The sequence below is a fragment of the Streptomyces luteolifulvus genome (genome assembly GCF_008806595.1).
Taxonomy (GTDB): domain Bacteria; phylum Actinomycetota; class Actinomycetes; order Streptomycetales; family Streptomycetaceae; genus Streptomyces; species Streptomyces luteolifulvus.
Genome location: NZ_VZRB01000011.1, coordinates 23,473 through 39,052, shown reverse-complemented (window position 1 = coordinate 39,052; position 15,580 = coordinate 23,473). Strand labels below are relative to the sequence as shown.

The following is a 15,580-nucleotide window of genomic DNA, read 5'->3' as shown; positions in this document are numbered from 1 at the left end:
AAATACCCTTCCCCGCCACCCTGCTTTCCAAATTTTGTGGGGGGGCGCGGATCGTATGTGATCCGCGCCCCACTCCACGTATGTAACAGGTGCGCATGCACCAGGAGTGCTACTGGTCCCGGTACATCTCCGCGACGAGGAACGCCAGGTCGAGGGACTGGCTGCGGTTCAGACGCGGGTCGCAGGCCGTCTCGTAGCGCTGGTGCAGATCGTCGACGAAGATCTCGTCGCCGCCGCCCACGCACTCGGTGACGTCGTCGCCGGTGAGCTCCACATGGATGCCGCCCGGGTGGGTGCCCAGGCTCTTGTGGACCTCGAAGAAGCCCTTGACCTCGTCGAGCACATCGTCGAAGCGGCGGGTCTTGTGGCCGGAGGCGGCCTCGAAGGTGTTGCCGTGCATCGGGTCGGTCACCCAGGCCACCACCGCGCCGGACGCCGTGACCTTCTCGACCAGCTCGGGGAGCTTGTCGCGAATCTTGTCGGCGCCCATACGGACGATGAAGGTGAGGCGGCCCGGCTCACGCTCCGGGTCGAGGCGGTCGATGTACTGCAGCGCCTCCTCGGCCGTGGTGGTCGGGCCGAGCTTGATGCCGATCGGGTTGCGGATCTTCGAGGCGAACTCGATGTGCGCGTGGTCCAGCTGCCGGGTGCGCTCACCGACCCACACCATGTGGCCGGAGACGTCGTACAGATGACCGGTACGGGAGTCGACCCTGGTCAGCGCGGACTCGTAGTCGAGCAGCAGCGCCTCGTGGGAGGCGTAGAACTCGACGGTCTTGAACTCCTCCGGGTCGGCCCCGCAGGCGTGCATGAAGTGGAGGGCGTTGTCGATCTCACGGGCGAGCTGTTCGTAGCGCTGGCCTGACGGGGACGACTTCACGAAGTCCTGGTTCCACGCGTGCACCTGGCGCAGATCGGCGTAACCGCCGGTGGTGAAGGCGCGCACCAGGTTCAGCGTGGAGGCGGACGCGTGGTACATGCGCTTCAGACGCTCGGGGTCCGGGACGCGGGCGGCCTCGGTGAAGTCGAAGCCGTTGACGGAGTCGCCCCGGTAGGTCGGGAGCGTCACGCCGTCGCGGGTCTCGGTCGGCTTGGAACGCGGCTTGGAGTACTGGCCGGCGATCCGGCCGACCTTCACCACGGGTACGGACGCGGCGTACGTCAGCACGGCGCCCATCTGCAGCAGGGTCTTGAGCTTGTTGCGGATGTGGTCGGCGGACACCGCGTCGAAGGCCTCGGCGCAGTCGCCGCCCTGGAGGAGGAACGCCTCACCCTTGGCGACGGCCGCCAATCGGGTGCGCAGCTGGTCGCACTCGCCCGCGAAGACGAGTGGCGGATACGACTCGAGGTCGGCGATCACTGCGCGCAGAGCCTCGGTGTCGGGGTACTCGGGCTGCTGCGCCGCGGGCAGATTGTGCCAGGTGTTGCCAGCGGTCGGGCTGGTCTTAGCGGTCACGGTCACGACCTCAACACTACGGGGTCGTGTGGGGCATCCTTCGCCATGCCCAGCAAATGAGACACGGGCTACACGCCTCGGACTTGGGGTAGGGTGCCTGCCATGTTCGCGCACTCGATCCAGAACTGGTGGTGGACCGCTCACCCGGCGGCCCACTGACTGCGCGTACGCAAGACTTCGCGAAGGCCGCCCGAGGGGCGGCCTTCGGCGTTCCCGGGGTCGTTCCTCGCCGACATCGACGCACATCGACGGAAGAGGAACCATGGACTTGGCCCAGCTCCTGCACGACCCCCGCCCCTTCGCCCTGCTCCGCCGCCGCACACCGGGTCACGATCAGGAGCTGGTCGAGGTCTTCGTCGGCCCGGTCGCCGCCTACGACCGCCTCGCCGACCTCCCCGACGAGTGCCTCGCCCTGGTCCCGTTCCGCCAGATCCGCGAGCGCGGCTTCGACGTCCGGGACGACGGCACACCCCTGACGGCGCTGACGCCCGAGGAGTCGTACGGCATCCCGCTCGCCGACGCCCTGGACCGGCTCCCGTCGCACGACGTGCGCGTCGAGGGCGGTGGCTTCGACGTCGGCGACGAGGAGTACGCGGAGATCGTCGGGCGGGTGCTGCGGGAGGAGATCGGGCGTGGCGAGGGCGCGAACTTCGTGATCCGGCGGACGTACGAGGGTGAGCTCCCGGGGTTCGGGCGCGCCGACGCGCTCGCGCTGTTCCGGCGGCTCCTGGAAGGGGAGCGGGGAGCGTACTGGACCTTCGTCGTGCACACCGGCGAGCGGACCCTGGTCGGCGCCAGTCCCGAGGTGCATGTGCGGATGTCCGGCGGCACGGTCGTCATGAACCCGATCAGCGGGACGTACCGCTATCCCGCCGAGGGGCCGTCATCCGAGCACCTGCTCGGCTTCCTCGCCGACGGCAAGGAGATCGAGGAGCTGTCGATGGTCGTCGACGAGGAGCTCAAGATGATGTGCACGGTCGGCGACATGGGCGGGGTCGTCGTCGGGCCGCGGCTGAAGGAGATGGCGCACCTCGCGCACACCGAGTACGAGCTGCGCGGCCGGTCGTCGCTGGATGCTCGGGAGGTGCTGAGGGAGACCATGTTCGCCGCGACCGTCACCGGCTCGCCGGTGCAGAACGCGTGCCGGGTCATCGAGCGGCACGAGGCCGGGGGGCGCGGCTACTACGCCGGAGCGCTGGCGCTCCTGGGCCGGGACTCGGGCGGTGCCCAGACCCTCGACTCCCCCATTCTCATCCGGACCGCCGACATCGACAGGGACGGGGGGCTGCGGGTGCCCGTCGGCGCCACCCTCGTCCGGGGCTCGGACCCGGCGGGCGAGGTCGCGGAGACGCATGCCAAGGCGGCGGGGGTGCTGGCGGCGCTGGGCGTGCGCGCGCGGAGGCCGCGGGAGGAGAGCGTACGGCCGCGGCTGGCCGACGACCCGCGGGTGCGGGCCGCGCTGGACGGGCGACGGGCTTCGCTCGCCCCCTTCTGGCTGCGGATGCAGGAGAGGTCGGGCGCCCTCGAAGGCCACGCCCTGGTCGTCGACGGGGAGGACACCTTCACGGCGATGCTCGCCCATGTCCTGCGTTCCAGCGGCCTGGAGGTGACCGTCCGGCGGTTCGACGTGCCGGGGCTGCGCGAGGCGGTGCTCGCGCACGAGGGGCCGGTCGTCCTCGGTCCGGGGCCGGGTGATCCGGGGGATGTGGCCGACCCCAAGATGCGGTTCCTGCGCGCCCTGACGGCCGAGGTGATCCGGGGGCACCGGCACGGCGTCCTCGGTGTCTGCCTCGGGCACGAGCTGATCGCGGCCGAGCTGGGCCTTCGGATCGTACGGAAGGAGGTTCCGTACCAGGGGGCGCAGACGGAGATCGATCTGTTCGGGCGGCCGGAGACCGTCGGCTTCTACAACAGCTTCGTGGCGCACTGCGACGACGATGCGGCCGCGGAGCTGGCCGCGCACGGCATCGAGGTCAGCCGCAGCGCGAGCGGCGAGGTGCACGCCCTGCGCGGGCCACGTCGTCCCGGAGGCGCGCCCAGGAGCGCAGTCGCCGCGGTCCAGTTCCACCCGGAGTCGGTGCTCACGCTGAACGGCGCCGCGGTCGTCCGGGAACTGGTGGGTCAGCTCCGCGGCACCAGCACGTTCCCGGAGCGGCGGCCGGCCCTGTAGTCGAGGACGTTGCGCACGGTGGCGTCGATGATCTGCCGGACCGCGTCCTCGGTGTAGTACGCCTGGTGGGAGGTGACCAGGACGTTGGGGAAGGTGACGAGGCGGGCCAGGGTGTCGTCCTCGACGGTCTCCAGGGACTTGTCGAGGTAGAAGATGCCGGCCTCCGCCTCGTAGACGTCCAGTCCGACACCCGTGAAGCGGCCCTCGCGCAGTTCCATGACGAGGGCCGCGGTGTCGATCAGGCCGCCGCGGCTGGAGTTCACCAGGATCGCGTCGTCCTTCATCGCCTTCAGGGCTGCGGCGTCGAGCAGATGCTGGGTCTCGGGCATCAGCGGGACATGCAGGGTGATCAGGTCGGACTCGGCGAGGAGCTGCTCCTTGGAGACGTATGTCATGCCGAGTTCCGCACAGGCCGGGTTCTCGGCCACGTCCCAGCCGAGGAGCCTCATGCCGAAGCCGTGGGCGATCCGGCTGAACGCCTCGCCGATCTTTCCGGTGCCGAGGATCCCGGCGGTCCTCCCGTGCATGTCACGGCCCAGCAGGCCGTCGAGGCGGAAGTCGAAGTCGCGGGTGCGGATGGAGGCCCGGACGATCCGGCGGTTGACCGCCATGGCGAGGGTCCAGGCGAACTCGGCGACCGAGTAGGGCGAGTAGGACGAGACCCGGGCGACCGTCATGCCTAGACGTTCGGCGGTCCTGAGGTCGATGTTGTTGAACCCGGTGGAGCGCTGGGCGATCATCCGGGTGCCGCCGGCATCGAGGATCTGCAGGACGCGGGGGCCGAGTTCGGCGTTGACGCTGGTCGAGACGACCTCGTAGCCGGCCGCGATGGGGGCGGTGTCCTCGTTGAGGAAGACATCCAGGCAGCGGACCTCGTGGTCCTGGAAGGCCTGCACGATCAGGGGCTTCTCGTCGGCCTGCACACCGAAGGCGAGAATCTCCACAACCTCTCCCGTTCTGCCGGGCCACGGTCCGAATACGGCGAATATACGGCCCGTGGCCCGGTGCACCGGGCCAGGTGCGGTCAGCCGAAGAACACCCCGACCTCCTCGTACAGCGCGGGATCCACCGTCTTCAGCCTGACCGTCGCGTCGCCGATCGGGACGCGGACGATGTCCGTGCCGCGCAACGCGACCATCTTGCCGAAGTCGCCGTCCCGGACGGCCTCGATGGCGTGCAGCCCGAAGCGGGTGGCGAGCCAGCGGTCGAAGGCGCTCGGGGTGCCGCCCCGCTGGATGTGCCCGAGGACGGTCGTACGGGCCTCCTTGCCGGTGCGCTTCTCGATCTCCTTCGCCAGCCACTCGCCGACGCCGGACAGCCGCACATGTCCGAAGGAGTCCAGCGACTCGTCCTTGAGAACCATGTCCCCGTCCTGCGGCATGGCTCCCTCCGCGACGACCACGATCGGCGCGTACGACGCCTTGAAGCGGGAGGTCACCCAGGCGCACACCTGGTCCACGTCGAAGCGCCGCTCGGGGATCAGGATGACGTTCGCGCCACCGGCCAGGCCCGAGTGGATGGCGATCCAGCCGGCGTGGCGGCCCATCACCTCGCAGACCAGAACCCGCATGTGCGACTCGGCGGTGGTGTGCAGCCGGTCGATCGCCTCCGTCGCGATACCGACCGCCGTGTCGAAACCGAAGGTGTAGTCGGTGGCCGACAGATCGTTGTCGATCGTCTTCGGGACGGCGACGCACGGCACGCCGTACTCGTCGGACAGCCGCGCGGCGACCCCCAGGGTGTCCTCGCCGCCGATCGTGATCAGCGCTTCGATCTCCAGCTTGGCCAGATTCTCCTTGATACGGCGGATGCCGTTGTCCTGCTTGAGCGGATTCGTCCGCGAGGATCCGAGAATGGTGCCGCCACGGGGCAGGATGCCACGCACGGCGGAGATGTCGAGACGGACGGTGTCGCCTTCGAGGGGCCCTCGCCAGCCGTCCCGGAAGCCGACGAAGTCATAGCCGTACTGCTGCACGCCCTTACGCACGATGCCCCGGATGACGGCGTTGAGCCCGGGGCAGTCGCCGCCTCCGGTGAGTACTCCGACCCGCATGGAAATATCCCTTCGCCGCGGTTGCCTGCTGGGGTTCACGCTAGTAGTGATCCAGGTCACTCAGGAGGGCGCGGGAACGGCAATTCCGGTGAATCGTCAGATGGTTGGTTTACGCGTCGTCAAGCCCCCGCTCGATCGCGTAGCGCACCAGCTCCACACGGTTGTGCAATTGCAGCTTCCCGAGGGTGTTCTGCACATGGTTCTGGACCGTGCGATGGGAGATGACCAGGCGTTCGGCGATCTGCTTGTAGCTCAGGCCCTTGGCGACCAGCCGCAGCACCTCGGTCTCCCGGTCGGTGAGCTGCGGGGCGCCCGGCTGGTCGGTGTCCGGGGCGGGCGCGGGCTCGGAGGCGAGGCGGCGGTACTCGCCGAGCACCAGACCCGCGAGGCCGGGCGTGAAGACGGGGTCGCCGACCGCCGTGCGGCGCACCGCGTCGAGCAGCTCCTCGGTCGAGGCCGACTTCAGCAGATAACCCGTGGCACCCGACTTCACGGCCTCCAGTACGTCGGCGTGCTCACCGCTCGCCGACAGCACCAGCACGCGCAGCGCCGGGTTGGCGCCGACGAGTTCCTTGCAGACCTGGACCCCCGGCTTCGCGGGCAGATTGAGGTCGAGCACGAGGACGTCCGGAGCGGCCGCCCTGGCGCGGCGCACGGCCTGGTCGCCGTCACCGGCGGTGGCGACCACCTCGAAGCCCGACTCGGCCAGGTCGCGGGCGACGGCGTCGCGCCACATGGGGTGGTCGTCGACCACCATGACCTTGATCGGGTCCTGCCGGCCGCCGGTGTCCGTCATCGCTGCTCCGCCTTCCCCCGTGAAACCTTCGTGTCCTTCGGTACCTTCAGCTCGACCTCCGTCCCCTGGCCGGGCACCGAGATCAGATCGGCGCTGCCGCCCAGATCGCGCAGCCGGCCCCGGATCGACAGGGCAACGCCCATGCGGCCCTCGCCCTCCGCCTGCGCGAGCCGCCCCTCGGGGATGCCGGGTCCGTCGTCCCGTACGGTCACGATCACGGAGTCGGGCTCGTCCTCGACCAGGATCCACGCGCGCGCGTGCTCCCCGGCATGTCTGCGGACATTGTCCAGAGCGGCCCCGACGGCCGCGGCCAACTCCCGCGCGGCGACCGGCGGCAGCGGCACGGGAGCACCGGGCTCGGCGAGGCTGACCCTCGCGGCGGCGTGCGGGGCGAGCAGGATGCGCAGATCGACCGGCCCGTCGTCGTCCGGTTCCTCCACGGTCCGTACGACGGCCCCCTCGGACGCGTCCTCCGAGGCCCGGGAGACGGGCACGAGACCGCCGGAGACCAGCGTGCGCAGCGCCACCTCCTGCTCACCGGCCATCCGGCCCAGCTCGGCCGCCTCGCCGCCGATGACGGCGCCGCGCCTCTGCACCATGGCCAGCACCTGAAGGACGCTGTCGTGGATGTCGCGGGCGAGCCGCTCGCGTTCACGGGTCGCGGCCTCGATCTCCAGGGCACGGGCGAGGGTGCGCTCGGAGGCGCGGGCGACCTCGACGACGTATCCGATGGCGATGGAGGCGACCCAGACGAGGACCACGTTGTGGATGGTGTCGCGGGCCGGGGTGCCGCGCTCGACGAGGTTGGCGACGGCGACGAGCGTGGAGGCGAGGGCCGCCCAGCGCCAGCCGCCCTTGATGGCGAAGGCCAGGACCGAGCCCGCGGTCCAGATCGACGGCAGCGTCGGACCGCCCTCCTGGATCCGCTCGTGCGCGTCGGCGACCGGCGTGAGCATGATGCCGGTGAGGGCGATGGTCAGGTCGACGGCGAGGAAGCGCTTGGTGCAGCTCGCCGCGTTCGCGACCCTCGGCAGGGTGGCCAGCGTCCAGACGAACAGGACGCAGTAGTAGGTGACGGCGACCCAGGGCCGGGCGAACCGGTCGTAGGCGGTGGCGAAGAGGCCGACCGCGTACAGCATCGTGAGCACCCGGTAGCCGCTGAGCGCACGCCACAACGGCTGCTCGACGGACATGCGCATGACGCGCTCGCGCCTGGCCATTCCCCCCACCGCCCCCACCTCCGAGCCCCGGGCCGCCCTGTCTAGGACGCGGACGTGTCCTTGTCCGCCCGGTCCGTCTTGTCCTTCTCGGCCTGCGCGAGTGCGGCCTTCGCCGCCTTCTGCTCCGCCTTCTCCGCTTCCTTCCCGGCCTTCGCCGCCTCCGCGATCTGCCGCTTGGCGGCGGCCGCGTACATGTCGACGTACTCCTGGCCGGAGAGCTTCATGATTTCGTACATGACCTCGTCGGTCACCGCCCGGAGCACGAACCGGTCGTGCTCCATGCCCTGGTAGCGGCTGAAGTCCAGCGGCTTGCCGATGCGTATGCCGGGCCTCATCAGCTTCGGCACGACCTTGCCGGGCGGCTGGATCTTTTCCGTGTCGATCATGGCGACCGGTATGACCGGCGCGCCGGTGGCCAGCGCCACGCGCGCGAGGCCGCCCGGTTTGCCGCGGTAGAGCCGGCCGTCGGGCGACCGGGTGCCCTCGGGGTAGATCCCGAACAGCTCCCCGCGCTCCAGCACCTCTACACCGCTCCTGATCGCGGCCTCACCCGCGCCGCGCGCACCGGAGCGGTCCACCGGGAGCTGGCCGACACCCTTGAAGAAGGCGGCCGTCAGCCGGCCCTTCACCCCGGGCGTGGTGAAGTACTCGGCCTTCGCGATGAAGGTCACCTTGCGGTCGAGGACCGCCGGCAGGAAGAACGAGTCCGAGAAGGAGAGGTGGTTGCTCGCCAGGATCGCGGCACCCTCGGCGGGTACGTTCTCCAGGCCTTCCACCCAGGGTCTGAAGGCGAGCTTCAGCGGCCCCCCGATGGATACCTTCATCGCGCCGTACAACAACCGAGTGCCTCCTGTATCTGTAGATCAGACCTTAACCCGGCTCTCCGTCAAAGGCCCCGACGACCCTGGTCGGTGTCAGTGCGGTCGCGTACGGTGAACCACACCTGGACTTGTTCACGCCCCTCCGATGGACAGGAGACCCGAAGGTGCCGGTGCTCCCCGGAGCCGAGCCGTTCCGCCACGAGGGCGGGGAGGCAGGCGTCCTCCTCTGCCACGGCTTCACCGGCTCGCCCCAGTCGCTGCGCCCCTGGGCGGAGCATCTCGCCGGGCGCGGGCTGTCCGTCTCGCTGCCGCTGCTGCCCGGGCACGGCACGCGCTGGGAGGACATGCAGCTCACCGGCTGGCAGGACTGGTACGCGGAGGTGGACCGCGAGCTGCGCCTGCTGGGCGAGCGCTGCGAGAAGGTGTTCGTGGCCGGCCTGTCGATGGGTGCCGCGCTGGCGCTCCGCCTCGCGGCCAAGCACGGCGACGCGGTCGGCGGGATCATCGCCGTCAACCCCGCCAACAAGGTGCACGGCGCGACCGCGCACGCCCTTCCGGTGGTCCGTCACTTCGTCCCGACGACGAAGGGCATCGTGAGCGACATCGCGAAGGAGGGCGTCACGGAGCTGGGGTACGACAGGGTGCCGCTGCACGCGGCGCACTCCCTGCGTCTGTTCTTCCGGCTGGTGGACGGCGAGCTGCCGCAGGTCACCCAGCCGCTGCTGCTCCTGCACAGCCCGCAGGACCATGTGGTGCCGCCGGCCGACTCCGAGCGGGTCCTCGGCCGGGTCTCCTCGACGGACGTGACGGAGATCCTGCTGGAACACAGCTACCACGTCGCGACGTTGGACCATGACGCGGAGCGGATCTTCGAGGAGAGCTTCGCGTTCATCGACCGGCTCGCACCCGGTGCCGGCAAGGAGACATCGGGCGCGGGTCAGACACGCAGGCAGGAAGGGACGGCCACAGGTGGCTGAGCACGACTCCGACCGCGAGGACCGCGAGCCGGACGAGAAGGGCGTCCCCATCGACGAGGCGGCCGCCTGGGCCGCGATCGTCGCCGGGTACGGCGCGGAGCCGCCGGACCCGCCGGGCGCCAAGCCCTTCAAGTCGGTCGAGGACCTGGCGCTGCCGGAGCCGGAGCCCCACGACGAGAAGCCGAAGGACGAGAAGGACGAGAGGGACGAGAACGGCGAGAAGGGCGAGATCGACGCGGGGAAGGAGAAGCAGGCGGAGAAGCCCGCGGGTCCGCTGGGCGGCTCCATCTCCTTCGCGCCCGGCGTCGGCCCGCGCGACTACACCGTCCCGGAGCCGTCCGAGGAGGACTTCGACGAGGACGACGAGGGCCACTTCGTACCCCCGGAGCCGCCGCCGCTGCCGGCCGCCGACACGACCGCGAAGTTCGCCTGGCTCGCGGTGATCGGCGGGCCGGTCCTGCTGCTGCTCGCGGTCGTGCTCGGCTGGGACATGACCTGGTGGCTCACCACGCTCGGCATCGGCGGCTTCCTGGGCGGCTTCGCCACGCTGGTGATGCGGATGAACCCCGGCGACGACGAGGACGACGATCCGGGGCGTGGAGCTGTTGTCTAGCGCCGTCAGGTCTGGAGTGCGGGAACTCTGAGAGCGGCCAGCACCGGAAAGTGGTCCGTGGCCGCCCTCAGGTCCGCCTCGGTCACCGCGGGGCCGCCATGGGGGTCCCCGTGCTCGAGCAGAGCCGGGAGTGGGGGAGGCACTCCGCAGCCGAGGACCTCGACGCCCTTCGTGGCGAAGATCGCGTCGATGCGCTGGAAGGGGTTGCCCGGCGTCCAGGTGTACTCGCTGCCCCAGGGGGCCGCCGCCCAGCAGTCCTGAAGACCGGCGGCCAGTCTCGTGAACGCGGGGCCGCCGGGGCGCTCGTTGATGTCGCCGCCTGCCACCGCGTGCTCCACGCCCATCCCGGCGAGCCGGTCGAGGAGCATGCCGCCCTGCTCGTACCGCTCGTCCTTCTGGAGGCTCAGATGGCAGCTGAGCACACCGAGCCGGGCGCCGCCGAAGCGGACGACGGCGGTGGCGAAGCCGCGGCGGTGCTGCCCCGGGGTGAGGGGGAGCAGGACGTCCTCCGTGCGTTCGACGGTCGCCCGCAGCGAGCACAGGATCGCCGGGCCCGCGGCCGTGGCTCCGCCGGAGAGGATCACCTGTCCGGACGCGGCCGCGAGGCGGGCCAGTTTCTTGCGCCAGCGGAAGAAGCGGGGGGCTTCCTGGATCAGGACCAGGTCCGGGGTGCAGGCGGTGATCACCCGGGCGAGGGCGGCGGTGTCGTCGCGCAGGGAGCGGATGTTGTAGCTGAGGACGCGGATGACGGCGGAACCGTCGGGTTCCGTGCGGGAGTTGGGGAGCGGGGGCGTCACCATGCCGTCACGATACGTGGTCGGGCGTGGGTTTGGGGCGCCTGATGGCCCGGGGTGATGTGCCCGTTTGCGGCTGCGGGATTGCGGTGGCCCCTCGCGCCCACGCGGTGGAGCCGCACGGCGACACAGCCCCGCGCCCCAGGAGGGGCGCGAAGGCACCGCGCCGTGAACAGGGCCTTACATGATCGGGTCGGGCTCTCGGGCCAGGTCTGCTGCGCCGACCATGCCCGCCTTGTTGCCGAGTTCGGCCGCGATCACATCGGCGACCGGGCGCCAGTTGCCGCCGACCAGCCAGCGCTTGTAGGACTTGCGGATCGGGTCGAGGACCAGTTCGCCCTCGTCGGAGAGGCCGCCGCCGACGATGAAGGCGGAGGGGTCGAAGAGGGAGGCGAGGTCGGCGAGGCCGGCGCCGGCCCAGCGGGCCAGCTCGCGGTAGGAGTCGACGGCGACCGGGTCGCCCTGCCGGGCGGCCATGGAGATGTGCTTGCCCTCGATGCCGTCGGGGGTGCCGTCGCCCAGCCCGAGCAGGACCTCCGCGCTCTCGGGGGTGGCGTTGGCGCGCTGCTTGGCGTATCTGACGAGGGCCCGCCCGGAGGCGTACTGCTCCCAGCAGCCCTGCGAGCCGCAGCCGCACAGCAGGCCGTCCGGGACCATCCGGATGTGGCCGAACTCGGCGGCCACGCCGAAGTGGCCGCGGCGCAGCTTGTTGCCGATGATGATGCCGCCGCCGAGGCCGGTGCCGAGGGTGATGCAGATGACGTTGCGGTGGCCCTTGCCGGCGCCGAACTTGTACTCGCCCCAGGCGGCCGCGTTGGCGTCGTTCTCCACGACGACGGGGAGGCCCACACGGGCCTCCACCTTCTCCTTCAGCGGCTCCTGGCGCCAGTCGATATTGGGGGCGAAGTAGACCGTGGAGCGCTGGCGGTTGACATAGCCGGCGGCACCGATGCCCACGCCGACGATCTCGTGACCGGCGTGCGCACCCTCCACCGCCGAGGCGATGGCGTCCACGATCGCCTCGGGCGTGCCCGGGGTCGGCACCTTGTAGGTCGAGAGGATGTTGCCTTCCTCATCGACCACGCCGGCCGCGATCTTCGTGCCGCCGATGTCGACGCCGATGGTGAGTCCCATGAATCCCTCAGTTTCGGTCGAGCCCCGCTACGGCCCACCGTACCCGAGGCCCCGCCGCCGGTTTCCCGTCGTCCGGTCGGCGGACGGCCCTGCGGCGGCACAGGGATCGGCGCCCTTCAGTCCAAGTCGATGCGCTCTCCGGGACCGGCGTCGTCGCCCCCGTCGCCGAGATCGCGCGGGTCCTTCTCCTCGGTCGTCCACCGTCGTTCCTGGGCCTGGACCGCGGAGCGGTAGGCGGCGAGGAGTTCGTTGCCGGCCGCCGCGAGGTGGTCGAAGACGTCCGGGTTGCGTTCGATGACGGGCTCGACGGCGGCCTTGGCCTGCTGGACCACCTGCTTGACCACCTGCTGGGCGGCGGGTCCGGCGACCGCGCCGAGCAGCGGGGACTGGATCGAGGACAGCTTGTCGGTGACGGCGTCGACGAGCTTGCGCAGTTCCTCGGCGGCCGAGCCGGGCGGCGGCCCGTACTGCTCGCGGCGGCGGGCCTTCTCCTCCGCGAGATCCTCGGCACACGCCGTCGCCCAGGCGTCGGCGTCGGTCGCCCGTACCTCGTCGGCCGCCGGGTCCTCGGGGGCGTCGGACGGGGGGAGCTCTTCGCTCATGACGGACTCCTGACTACGGTTCGTCTCTACGACGTTACCCGAACGGGAGTGCACGGTTCACTGCGTCCGGGGCCAGAGGTCAGGGTCCGGCGTGAACCGGACGCGCAGCTCGCCCCCCTTCAGTCCGGCCCCGTCGACGGTGCAGCGGCGCAGGGCGGACGGCAGGGGCACGATACGGCGGAACGGCCCTGCCGTGACGACGAGTTCGTCGCCGCGCCGGACGAGGTCCAGCTCGTCCCTTGTCGCCCCGGGCAGCGGGATGTGCCAGACCAGCACACCGTCCTCGGCGAGCCGGTCGGTGACCGGCCACTCGATGGTGGAGGCGGTGCCGTTGACCCCGGGCACGCGGAGCGCGGCGAGGTCGTCGCTGCCGCGCGGGTCCCGGCCGAGATGGGGGACATTCCGGACGTCGTACGACTCCTGCCACTCGTCCAGGGCCTTGCGCTGCTGGGCGTGAGGCCCGGCGAGCCAGCTGTCCGCCACGGGTTCCGGCAGCACACGGTTCGCGACCAGCCGATCGGGGCGCAGACCGCGCAGGGCGAGGGCGAGCGTGGCGGTGCGGACGGCGTCGGTGCCGGCCGGGCCGGGTTCGGCGACCAGCCGTACGACCGTGTCGCGGTCGGCGAGGACAGCCTGCACGGCGGCGAGTTCCAGGTCCCAGCGAGCGGCCGTCTCGTACAGCCATTCCGCGGGCATGGGGACGCCGGCGAGGCGGCCGAGGACCGGGCGCAGGGCGCGGGCCGCCTGCCGCTCGGGCGGGAGCAGCCTGCGCAGATAACGGCGCAGTTCCTCGGGCAGGGCGAGCAGTGCGAGGGCCTCGTGGGTGGGCGGGAGGTCGACGACCAGGAGGTCATGGCTCTCGGCGAGGGCTGCGTCGCGCAGGGCGCGCAGCAGGGCGAGCTCCTCGGCGCCGGGGAGGGGGGTGAGTTCCTCGGGGTCGAGGCGGCGGGCGCCGAGGAGTTCGAAGGCGGAGGCCGCGCGGGCCTGGAACGCGGTGAGGTCCTCGCGGAACCCCTCGGTCGCGTCCGGGCGCCAGGTCGTGAGGTGGGGCGCGATCTCCTGCGGGGCCGGGCCGGTCCCGGTGCCCAGGGCGGCGCCGAGGGTGTCGGTGCGGTCGGCGCTGAGGACGAGGGTGCGGGTGCCCTCGCGGGCGGCGGTGAGCGCGGTGGCGGCCGCCAGTGTCGTACGGCCGCTGCCGCCCGGGCCCGTGATCAGGATGGTGCGCATGAGGGTGAACGGTAACCGAGGCAGGGGTCCAGGCTCGTTGCCGAACGACTGCCGACAGCGGCAACCGGATCGGCTAGGAGCCCGACTCCACCCTCTTCTTCAGTCCCGCCAGCGCCCGGTCGATGATGACCTTCTCCGCCTTGCGCTTGATCATGCCCAGCATCGGGATCTTGACGTCCACCGTCAGCTGGTACGTCACCTCGGTCGAGCCGGCGCCGGCCGGCTTGAGAATGTACGAGCCGTCGAGGGAGCGCAGCATCTGGGACTTGACCAGGGTCCAGGAGACCTCGTGATCGCCGGTCCAGGTGTAGCCGAGGGTCTGGTCGTCCTTGATGGCGCCGGCGTCCATGACCAGGCGGACCTGCTCGGCACGGCCGTGCTCGTCGGTCTTGAGGACCTCGGCCTCCTTCACCTCGCCGGTCCAGTCCGGGTAGCGGGCGAAGTCGGCGATCACCGCCATGACGTCGGCCGGTGCCGCCTCGATCGTGATGCTCGAGCTGGTGTGTTCCGCCATCGCCGTGGCTCCTCCAGATGCGGGCCGGTACTGAGGTCGTCCTACGCACGTGTGTGCAGCGTGAAGGCTACCGCGCACGGGCCGCCCGGCTTCACCCCCACCTGGGGTCTCTCACCATTCCAGCGCCCACGGCTGCCCGGACCCGGCGAAGTGACCGACGTTGACGCACTCGGTCGCCCCGATCCGCATCCGCCGCACCAGCGGCTGGTGGACATGGCCGAACAGCGCGTACCGGGGCCGGGTGCGGCGGATCGCGTCCAGCAGGGCCCGGCTTCCGCGTTCGAAGCGGCGGGCGACCGTGTCGTAGACCAGCTCGGGCACCTCCGGCGGGATGTGCGTGCACAGCACGTCCACCTCCCCCACGGCCTCGATCTTCGCGGCGTACTCCTCGTCGCTGATCTCGTACGGGGTGCGCATGGGCGTCCTCAGGCCGCCGCCCACGAAGCCGAAGACCCAGCCGCCGATCTCGGCCCGCTCCCCGTCGAGCACGGTCGTGCCGGGCCGGGCGTACTCACCCCACAGTGTCGGCATGTCGACATTGCCGTATGTCGCGTACGTCGGTGCGGGGAACGCGGCGAACAGCTCGGCGTACTGGCGTCGCACGGCCTTCTCGATCGCGACCGCCCGGTCGGCGCCGATGCCCGCCCACAGCCGGGCGCCGAACTCCCGCGCCTCCTCGTAGCGGCGGGCGGTGCGCAGTGCGACGATGCGGTCGGTGTTCTCGACGCCGAACAGGTCGGGGAAGATGCCGCGCGAGTGGTCGGCGTAGTCCAGGAAGAGGACGAGGTCACCCAGGCAGATCAGGGCGTCGGCGCCCTCTCCGGCGCGGGCCAGGTCGCGGGCGTTGCCGTGCACATCGCTGACCACATGGACCCGCGTCCTGCGGTTGCCGCCTGGTGTGGATGCCATGGCGATCAAGGGTAAGCGTGTGCGGCATACGTGAACAGTGGCGGTCGACCCGAGGCTACTGGCCAGTCAGTTAGTCCGCGGGGCACCGGTGGACTACTGTGCGCGAAGGAACACCCTTCTGTGTGACGCAGGGAACATCTCGCCGGGAACCCCTGTCGAAAAAGCCATACCGGCGGGTAACGTCCGGGCAGTCCAGTCGTGCTCAGGATTTCAACTTCTGAATCCCTGAGCACCTGACCGAGCCTTGGACCGCACCGTCGCATCGCACAACGTCGTGGCGCCGGCGCCCTATGA

At 70.9% G+C, this 15,580-nt stretch carries 16 protein-coding genes; 4 read left to right on the top strand and 12 right to left on the bottom strand.

Annotated features, from left to right (window positions below):
- Positions 1-109 precede the first annotated feature (109 nt).
- Positions 110-1,462, bottom strand: a complete 1,353-nt coding sequence (locus F7R91_RS17725; protein WP_150949893.1) for a class II 3-deoxy-7-phosphoheptulonate synthase — start codon at positions 1,460-1,462, stop codon at positions 110-112.
- Positions 1,463-1,558: 96 nt separating this feature from the next.
- Between F7R91_RS17725 and F7R91_RS44250 the strand changes: the two genes are divergently transcribed.
- Positions 1,559-1,615, top strand: coding sequence for a trp operon leader peptide (locus F7R91_RS44250; RefSeq protein ID WP_076973970.1), 57 nt, complete (start codon positions 1,559-1,561; stop codon positions 1,613-1,615).
- Between the two features lie 103 nt (positions 1,616-1,718).
- Positions 1,719-3,626 carry an anthranilate synthase family protein gene (locus F7R91_RS17715; RefSeq protein WP_150949891.1) on the top strand — a complete coding sequence of 636 codons (1,908 nt, stop codon included), beginning with the start codon at positions 1,719-1,721 and terminating at the stop codon, positions 3,624-3,626.
- Here the strand turns inward: F7R91_RS17715 and F7R91_RS17710 are convergent.
- The 5 genes from F7R91_RS17710 to F7R91_RS17690 all read right to left on the bottom strand — a co-directional run bounded on the left by F7R91_RS17710 (position 3,578) and on the right by F7R91_RS17690 (position 8,519).
- Positions 3,578-4,570, bottom strand: a complete 993-nt coding sequence (locus F7R91_RS17710) for a 2-hydroxyacid dehydrogenase (RefSeq protein WP_150949890.1) — start codon at positions 4,568-4,570, stop codon at positions 3,578-3,580. The two genes, F7R91_RS17715 and F7R91_RS17710, sit on opposite strands and share 49 nt — an antisense overlap.
- An 80-nt stretch (positions 4,571-4,650) precedes the next feature.
- The gene (locus F7R91_RS17705) at positions 4,651-5,679 is read right to left on the bottom strand and encodes a 6-phosphofructokinase (protein WP_150949888.1); all 1,029 of its coding nucleotides are present in this window, start codon (positions 5,677-5,679) and stop codon (positions 4,651-4,653) included.
- A 109-nt stretch (positions 5,680-5,788) separates the two neighbouring features.
- Positions 5,789-6,475: a response regulator gene (locus tag F7R91_RS17700; RefSeq protein ID WP_150949886.1), complete on the bottom strand. Its 687-nt coding sequence runs from the start codon at positions 6,473-6,475 to the stop codon at positions 5,789-5,791.
- Positions 6,472-7,695: a MacS family sensor histidine kinase gene (gene macS / locus F7R91_RS17695; protein ID WP_150949884.1), complete on the bottom strand. Its 1,224-nt coding sequence runs from the start codon at positions 7,693-7,695 to the stop codon at positions 6,472-6,474. Before macS ends, F7R91_RS17700 begins: the two co-directional genes overlap by 4 nt.
- A gap of 41 nt (positions 7,696-7,736) precedes the next feature.
- Positions 7,737-8,519 (bottom strand): lysophospholipid acyltransferase family protein, encoded by a 783-nt coding sequence (locus F7R91_RS17690; protein ID WP_150949882.1) that lies wholly within the window; start codon positions 8,517-8,519, stop codon positions 7,737-7,739.
- A 161-nt stretch (positions 8,520-8,680) separates the two neighbouring features.
- On the opposite strand from F7R91_RS17690, the gene F7R91_RS17685 reads away from it, so the two are divergent.
- Together F7R91_RS17685 and F7R91_RS17680 are read left to right on the top strand one after the other, a co-directional pair.
- On the top strand, positions 8,681-9,493 hold the full coding sequence (locus F7R91_RS17685) for an alpha/beta hydrolase (protein ID WP_150949880.1): 813 nt from the start codon (positions 8,681-8,683) through the stop codon (positions 9,491-9,493).
- A complete protein-coding gene (locus tag F7R91_RS17680; protein WP_150949879.1) occupies positions 9,486-10,106 on the top strand; it encodes a hypothetical protein in 621 nt (206 codons plus the stop codon). The genes F7R91_RS17685 and F7R91_RS17680 overlap by 8 nt, the downstream gene beginning before the upstream one ends.
- A 5-nt stretch (positions 10,107-10,111) precedes the next feature.
- Here the strand turns inward: F7R91_RS17680 and F7R91_RS17675 are convergent, their stop codons facing one another.
- The 6 genes from F7R91_RS17675 to F7R91_RS17650 all read right to left on the bottom strand — a co-directional run bounded on the left by F7R91_RS17675 (position 10,112) and on the right by F7R91_RS17650 (position 15,286).
- On the bottom strand, positions 10,112-10,906 hold the full coding sequence (locus F7R91_RS17675; protein WP_150949877.1) for an endonuclease/exonuclease/phosphatase family protein: 795 nt from the start codon (positions 10,904-10,906) through the stop codon (positions 10,112-10,114).
- Between the two features lie 174 nt (positions 10,907-11,080).
- On the bottom strand, positions 11,081-12,034 hold the full coding sequence (locus tag F7R91_RS17670) for an ROK family glucokinase (protein ID WP_150949875.1): 954 nt from the start codon (positions 12,032-12,034) through the stop codon (positions 11,081-11,083).
- Between the two features lie 116 nt (positions 12,035-12,150).
- Positions 12,151-12,636 carry a DUF5304 domain-containing protein gene (locus F7R91_RS17665; RefSeq protein ID WP_150949873.1) on the bottom strand — a complete coding sequence of 162 codons (486 nt, stop codon included), beginning with the start codon at positions 12,634-12,636 and terminating at the stop codon, positions 12,151-12,153.
- A gap of 57 nt (positions 12,637-12,693) precedes the next feature.
- Positions 12,694-13,863 carry an ArsA family ATPase gene (locus F7R91_RS17660; protein WP_150949872.1) on the bottom strand — a complete coding sequence of 390 codons (1,170 nt, stop codon included), beginning with the start codon at positions 13,861-13,863 and terminating at the stop codon, positions 12,694-12,696.
- Between the two features lie 73 nt (positions 13,864-13,936).
- Entirely contained in the window at positions 13,937-14,377 is a 441-nt protein-coding gene (locus F7R91_RS17655; protein ID WP_150949870.1) for an SRPBCC family protein, read from the bottom strand.
- A gap of 111 nt (positions 14,378-14,488) precedes the next feature.
- Positions 14,489-15,286 (bottom strand): metallophosphoesterase family protein, encoded by a 798-nt coding sequence (locus F7R91_RS17650; protein ID WP_150949868.1) that lies wholly within the window; start codon positions 15,284-15,286, stop codon positions 14,489-14,491.
- Positions 15,287-15,580: the final 294 nt, after the last annotated feature.

What these genes read in the sequence shown, in the direction of transcription:
- F7R91_RS17650 (WP_150949868.1), bottom strand. Translation starts at nt 15,286, where the DNA reads ATGGCATCCACACCAGGCGGCAACCGCAGGACGCGGGTCCATGTGGTC.
- F7R91_RS17690 (WP_150949882.1), bottom strand. Translation starts at nt 8,519, where the DNA reads ATGAAGGTATCCATCGGGGGGCCGCTGAAGCTCGCCTTCAGACCCTGG.
- F7R91_RS17670 (WP_150949875.1), bottom strand. Translation starts at nt 12,034, where the DNA reads ATGGGACTCACCATCGGCGTCGACATCGGCGGCACGAAGATCGCGGCC.
- F7R91_RS17675 (WP_150949877.1), bottom strand. Translation starts at nt 10,906, where the DNA reads ATGGTGACGCCCCCGCTCCCCAACTCCCGCACGGAACCCGACGGTTCC.
- macS (WP_150949884.1), bottom strand. Translation starts at nt 7,695, where the DNA reads ATGGCCAGGCGCGAGCGCGTCATGCGCATGTCCGTCGAGCAGCCGTTG.
- F7R91_RS17660 (WP_150949872.1), bottom strand. Translation starts at nt 13,863, where the DNA reads ATGCGCACCATCCTGATCACGGGCCCGGGCGGCAGCGGCCGTACGACA.
- F7R91_RS17665 (WP_150949873.1), bottom strand. Translation starts at nt 12,636, where the DNA reads ATGAGCGAAGAGCTCCCCCCGTCCGACGCCCCCGAGGACCCGGCGGCC.
- F7R91_RS17655 (WP_150949870.1), bottom strand. Translation starts at nt 14,377, where the DNA reads ATGGCGGAACACACCAGCTCGAGCATCACGATCGAGGCGGCACCGGCC.
- F7R91_RS17700 (WP_150949886.1), bottom strand. Translation starts at nt 6,475, where the DNA reads ATGACGGACACCGGCGGCCGGCAGGACCCGATCAAGGTCATGGTGGTC.
- F7R91_RS17705 (WP_150949888.1), bottom strand. Translation starts at nt 5,679, where the DNA reads ATGCGGGTCGGAGTACTCACCGGAGGCGGCGACTGCCCCGGGCTCAAC.
- F7R91_RS17715 (WP_150949891.1), top strand. Translation starts at nt 1,719, where the DNA reads ATGGACTTGGCCCAGCTCCTGCACGACCCCCGCCCCTTCGCCCTGCTC.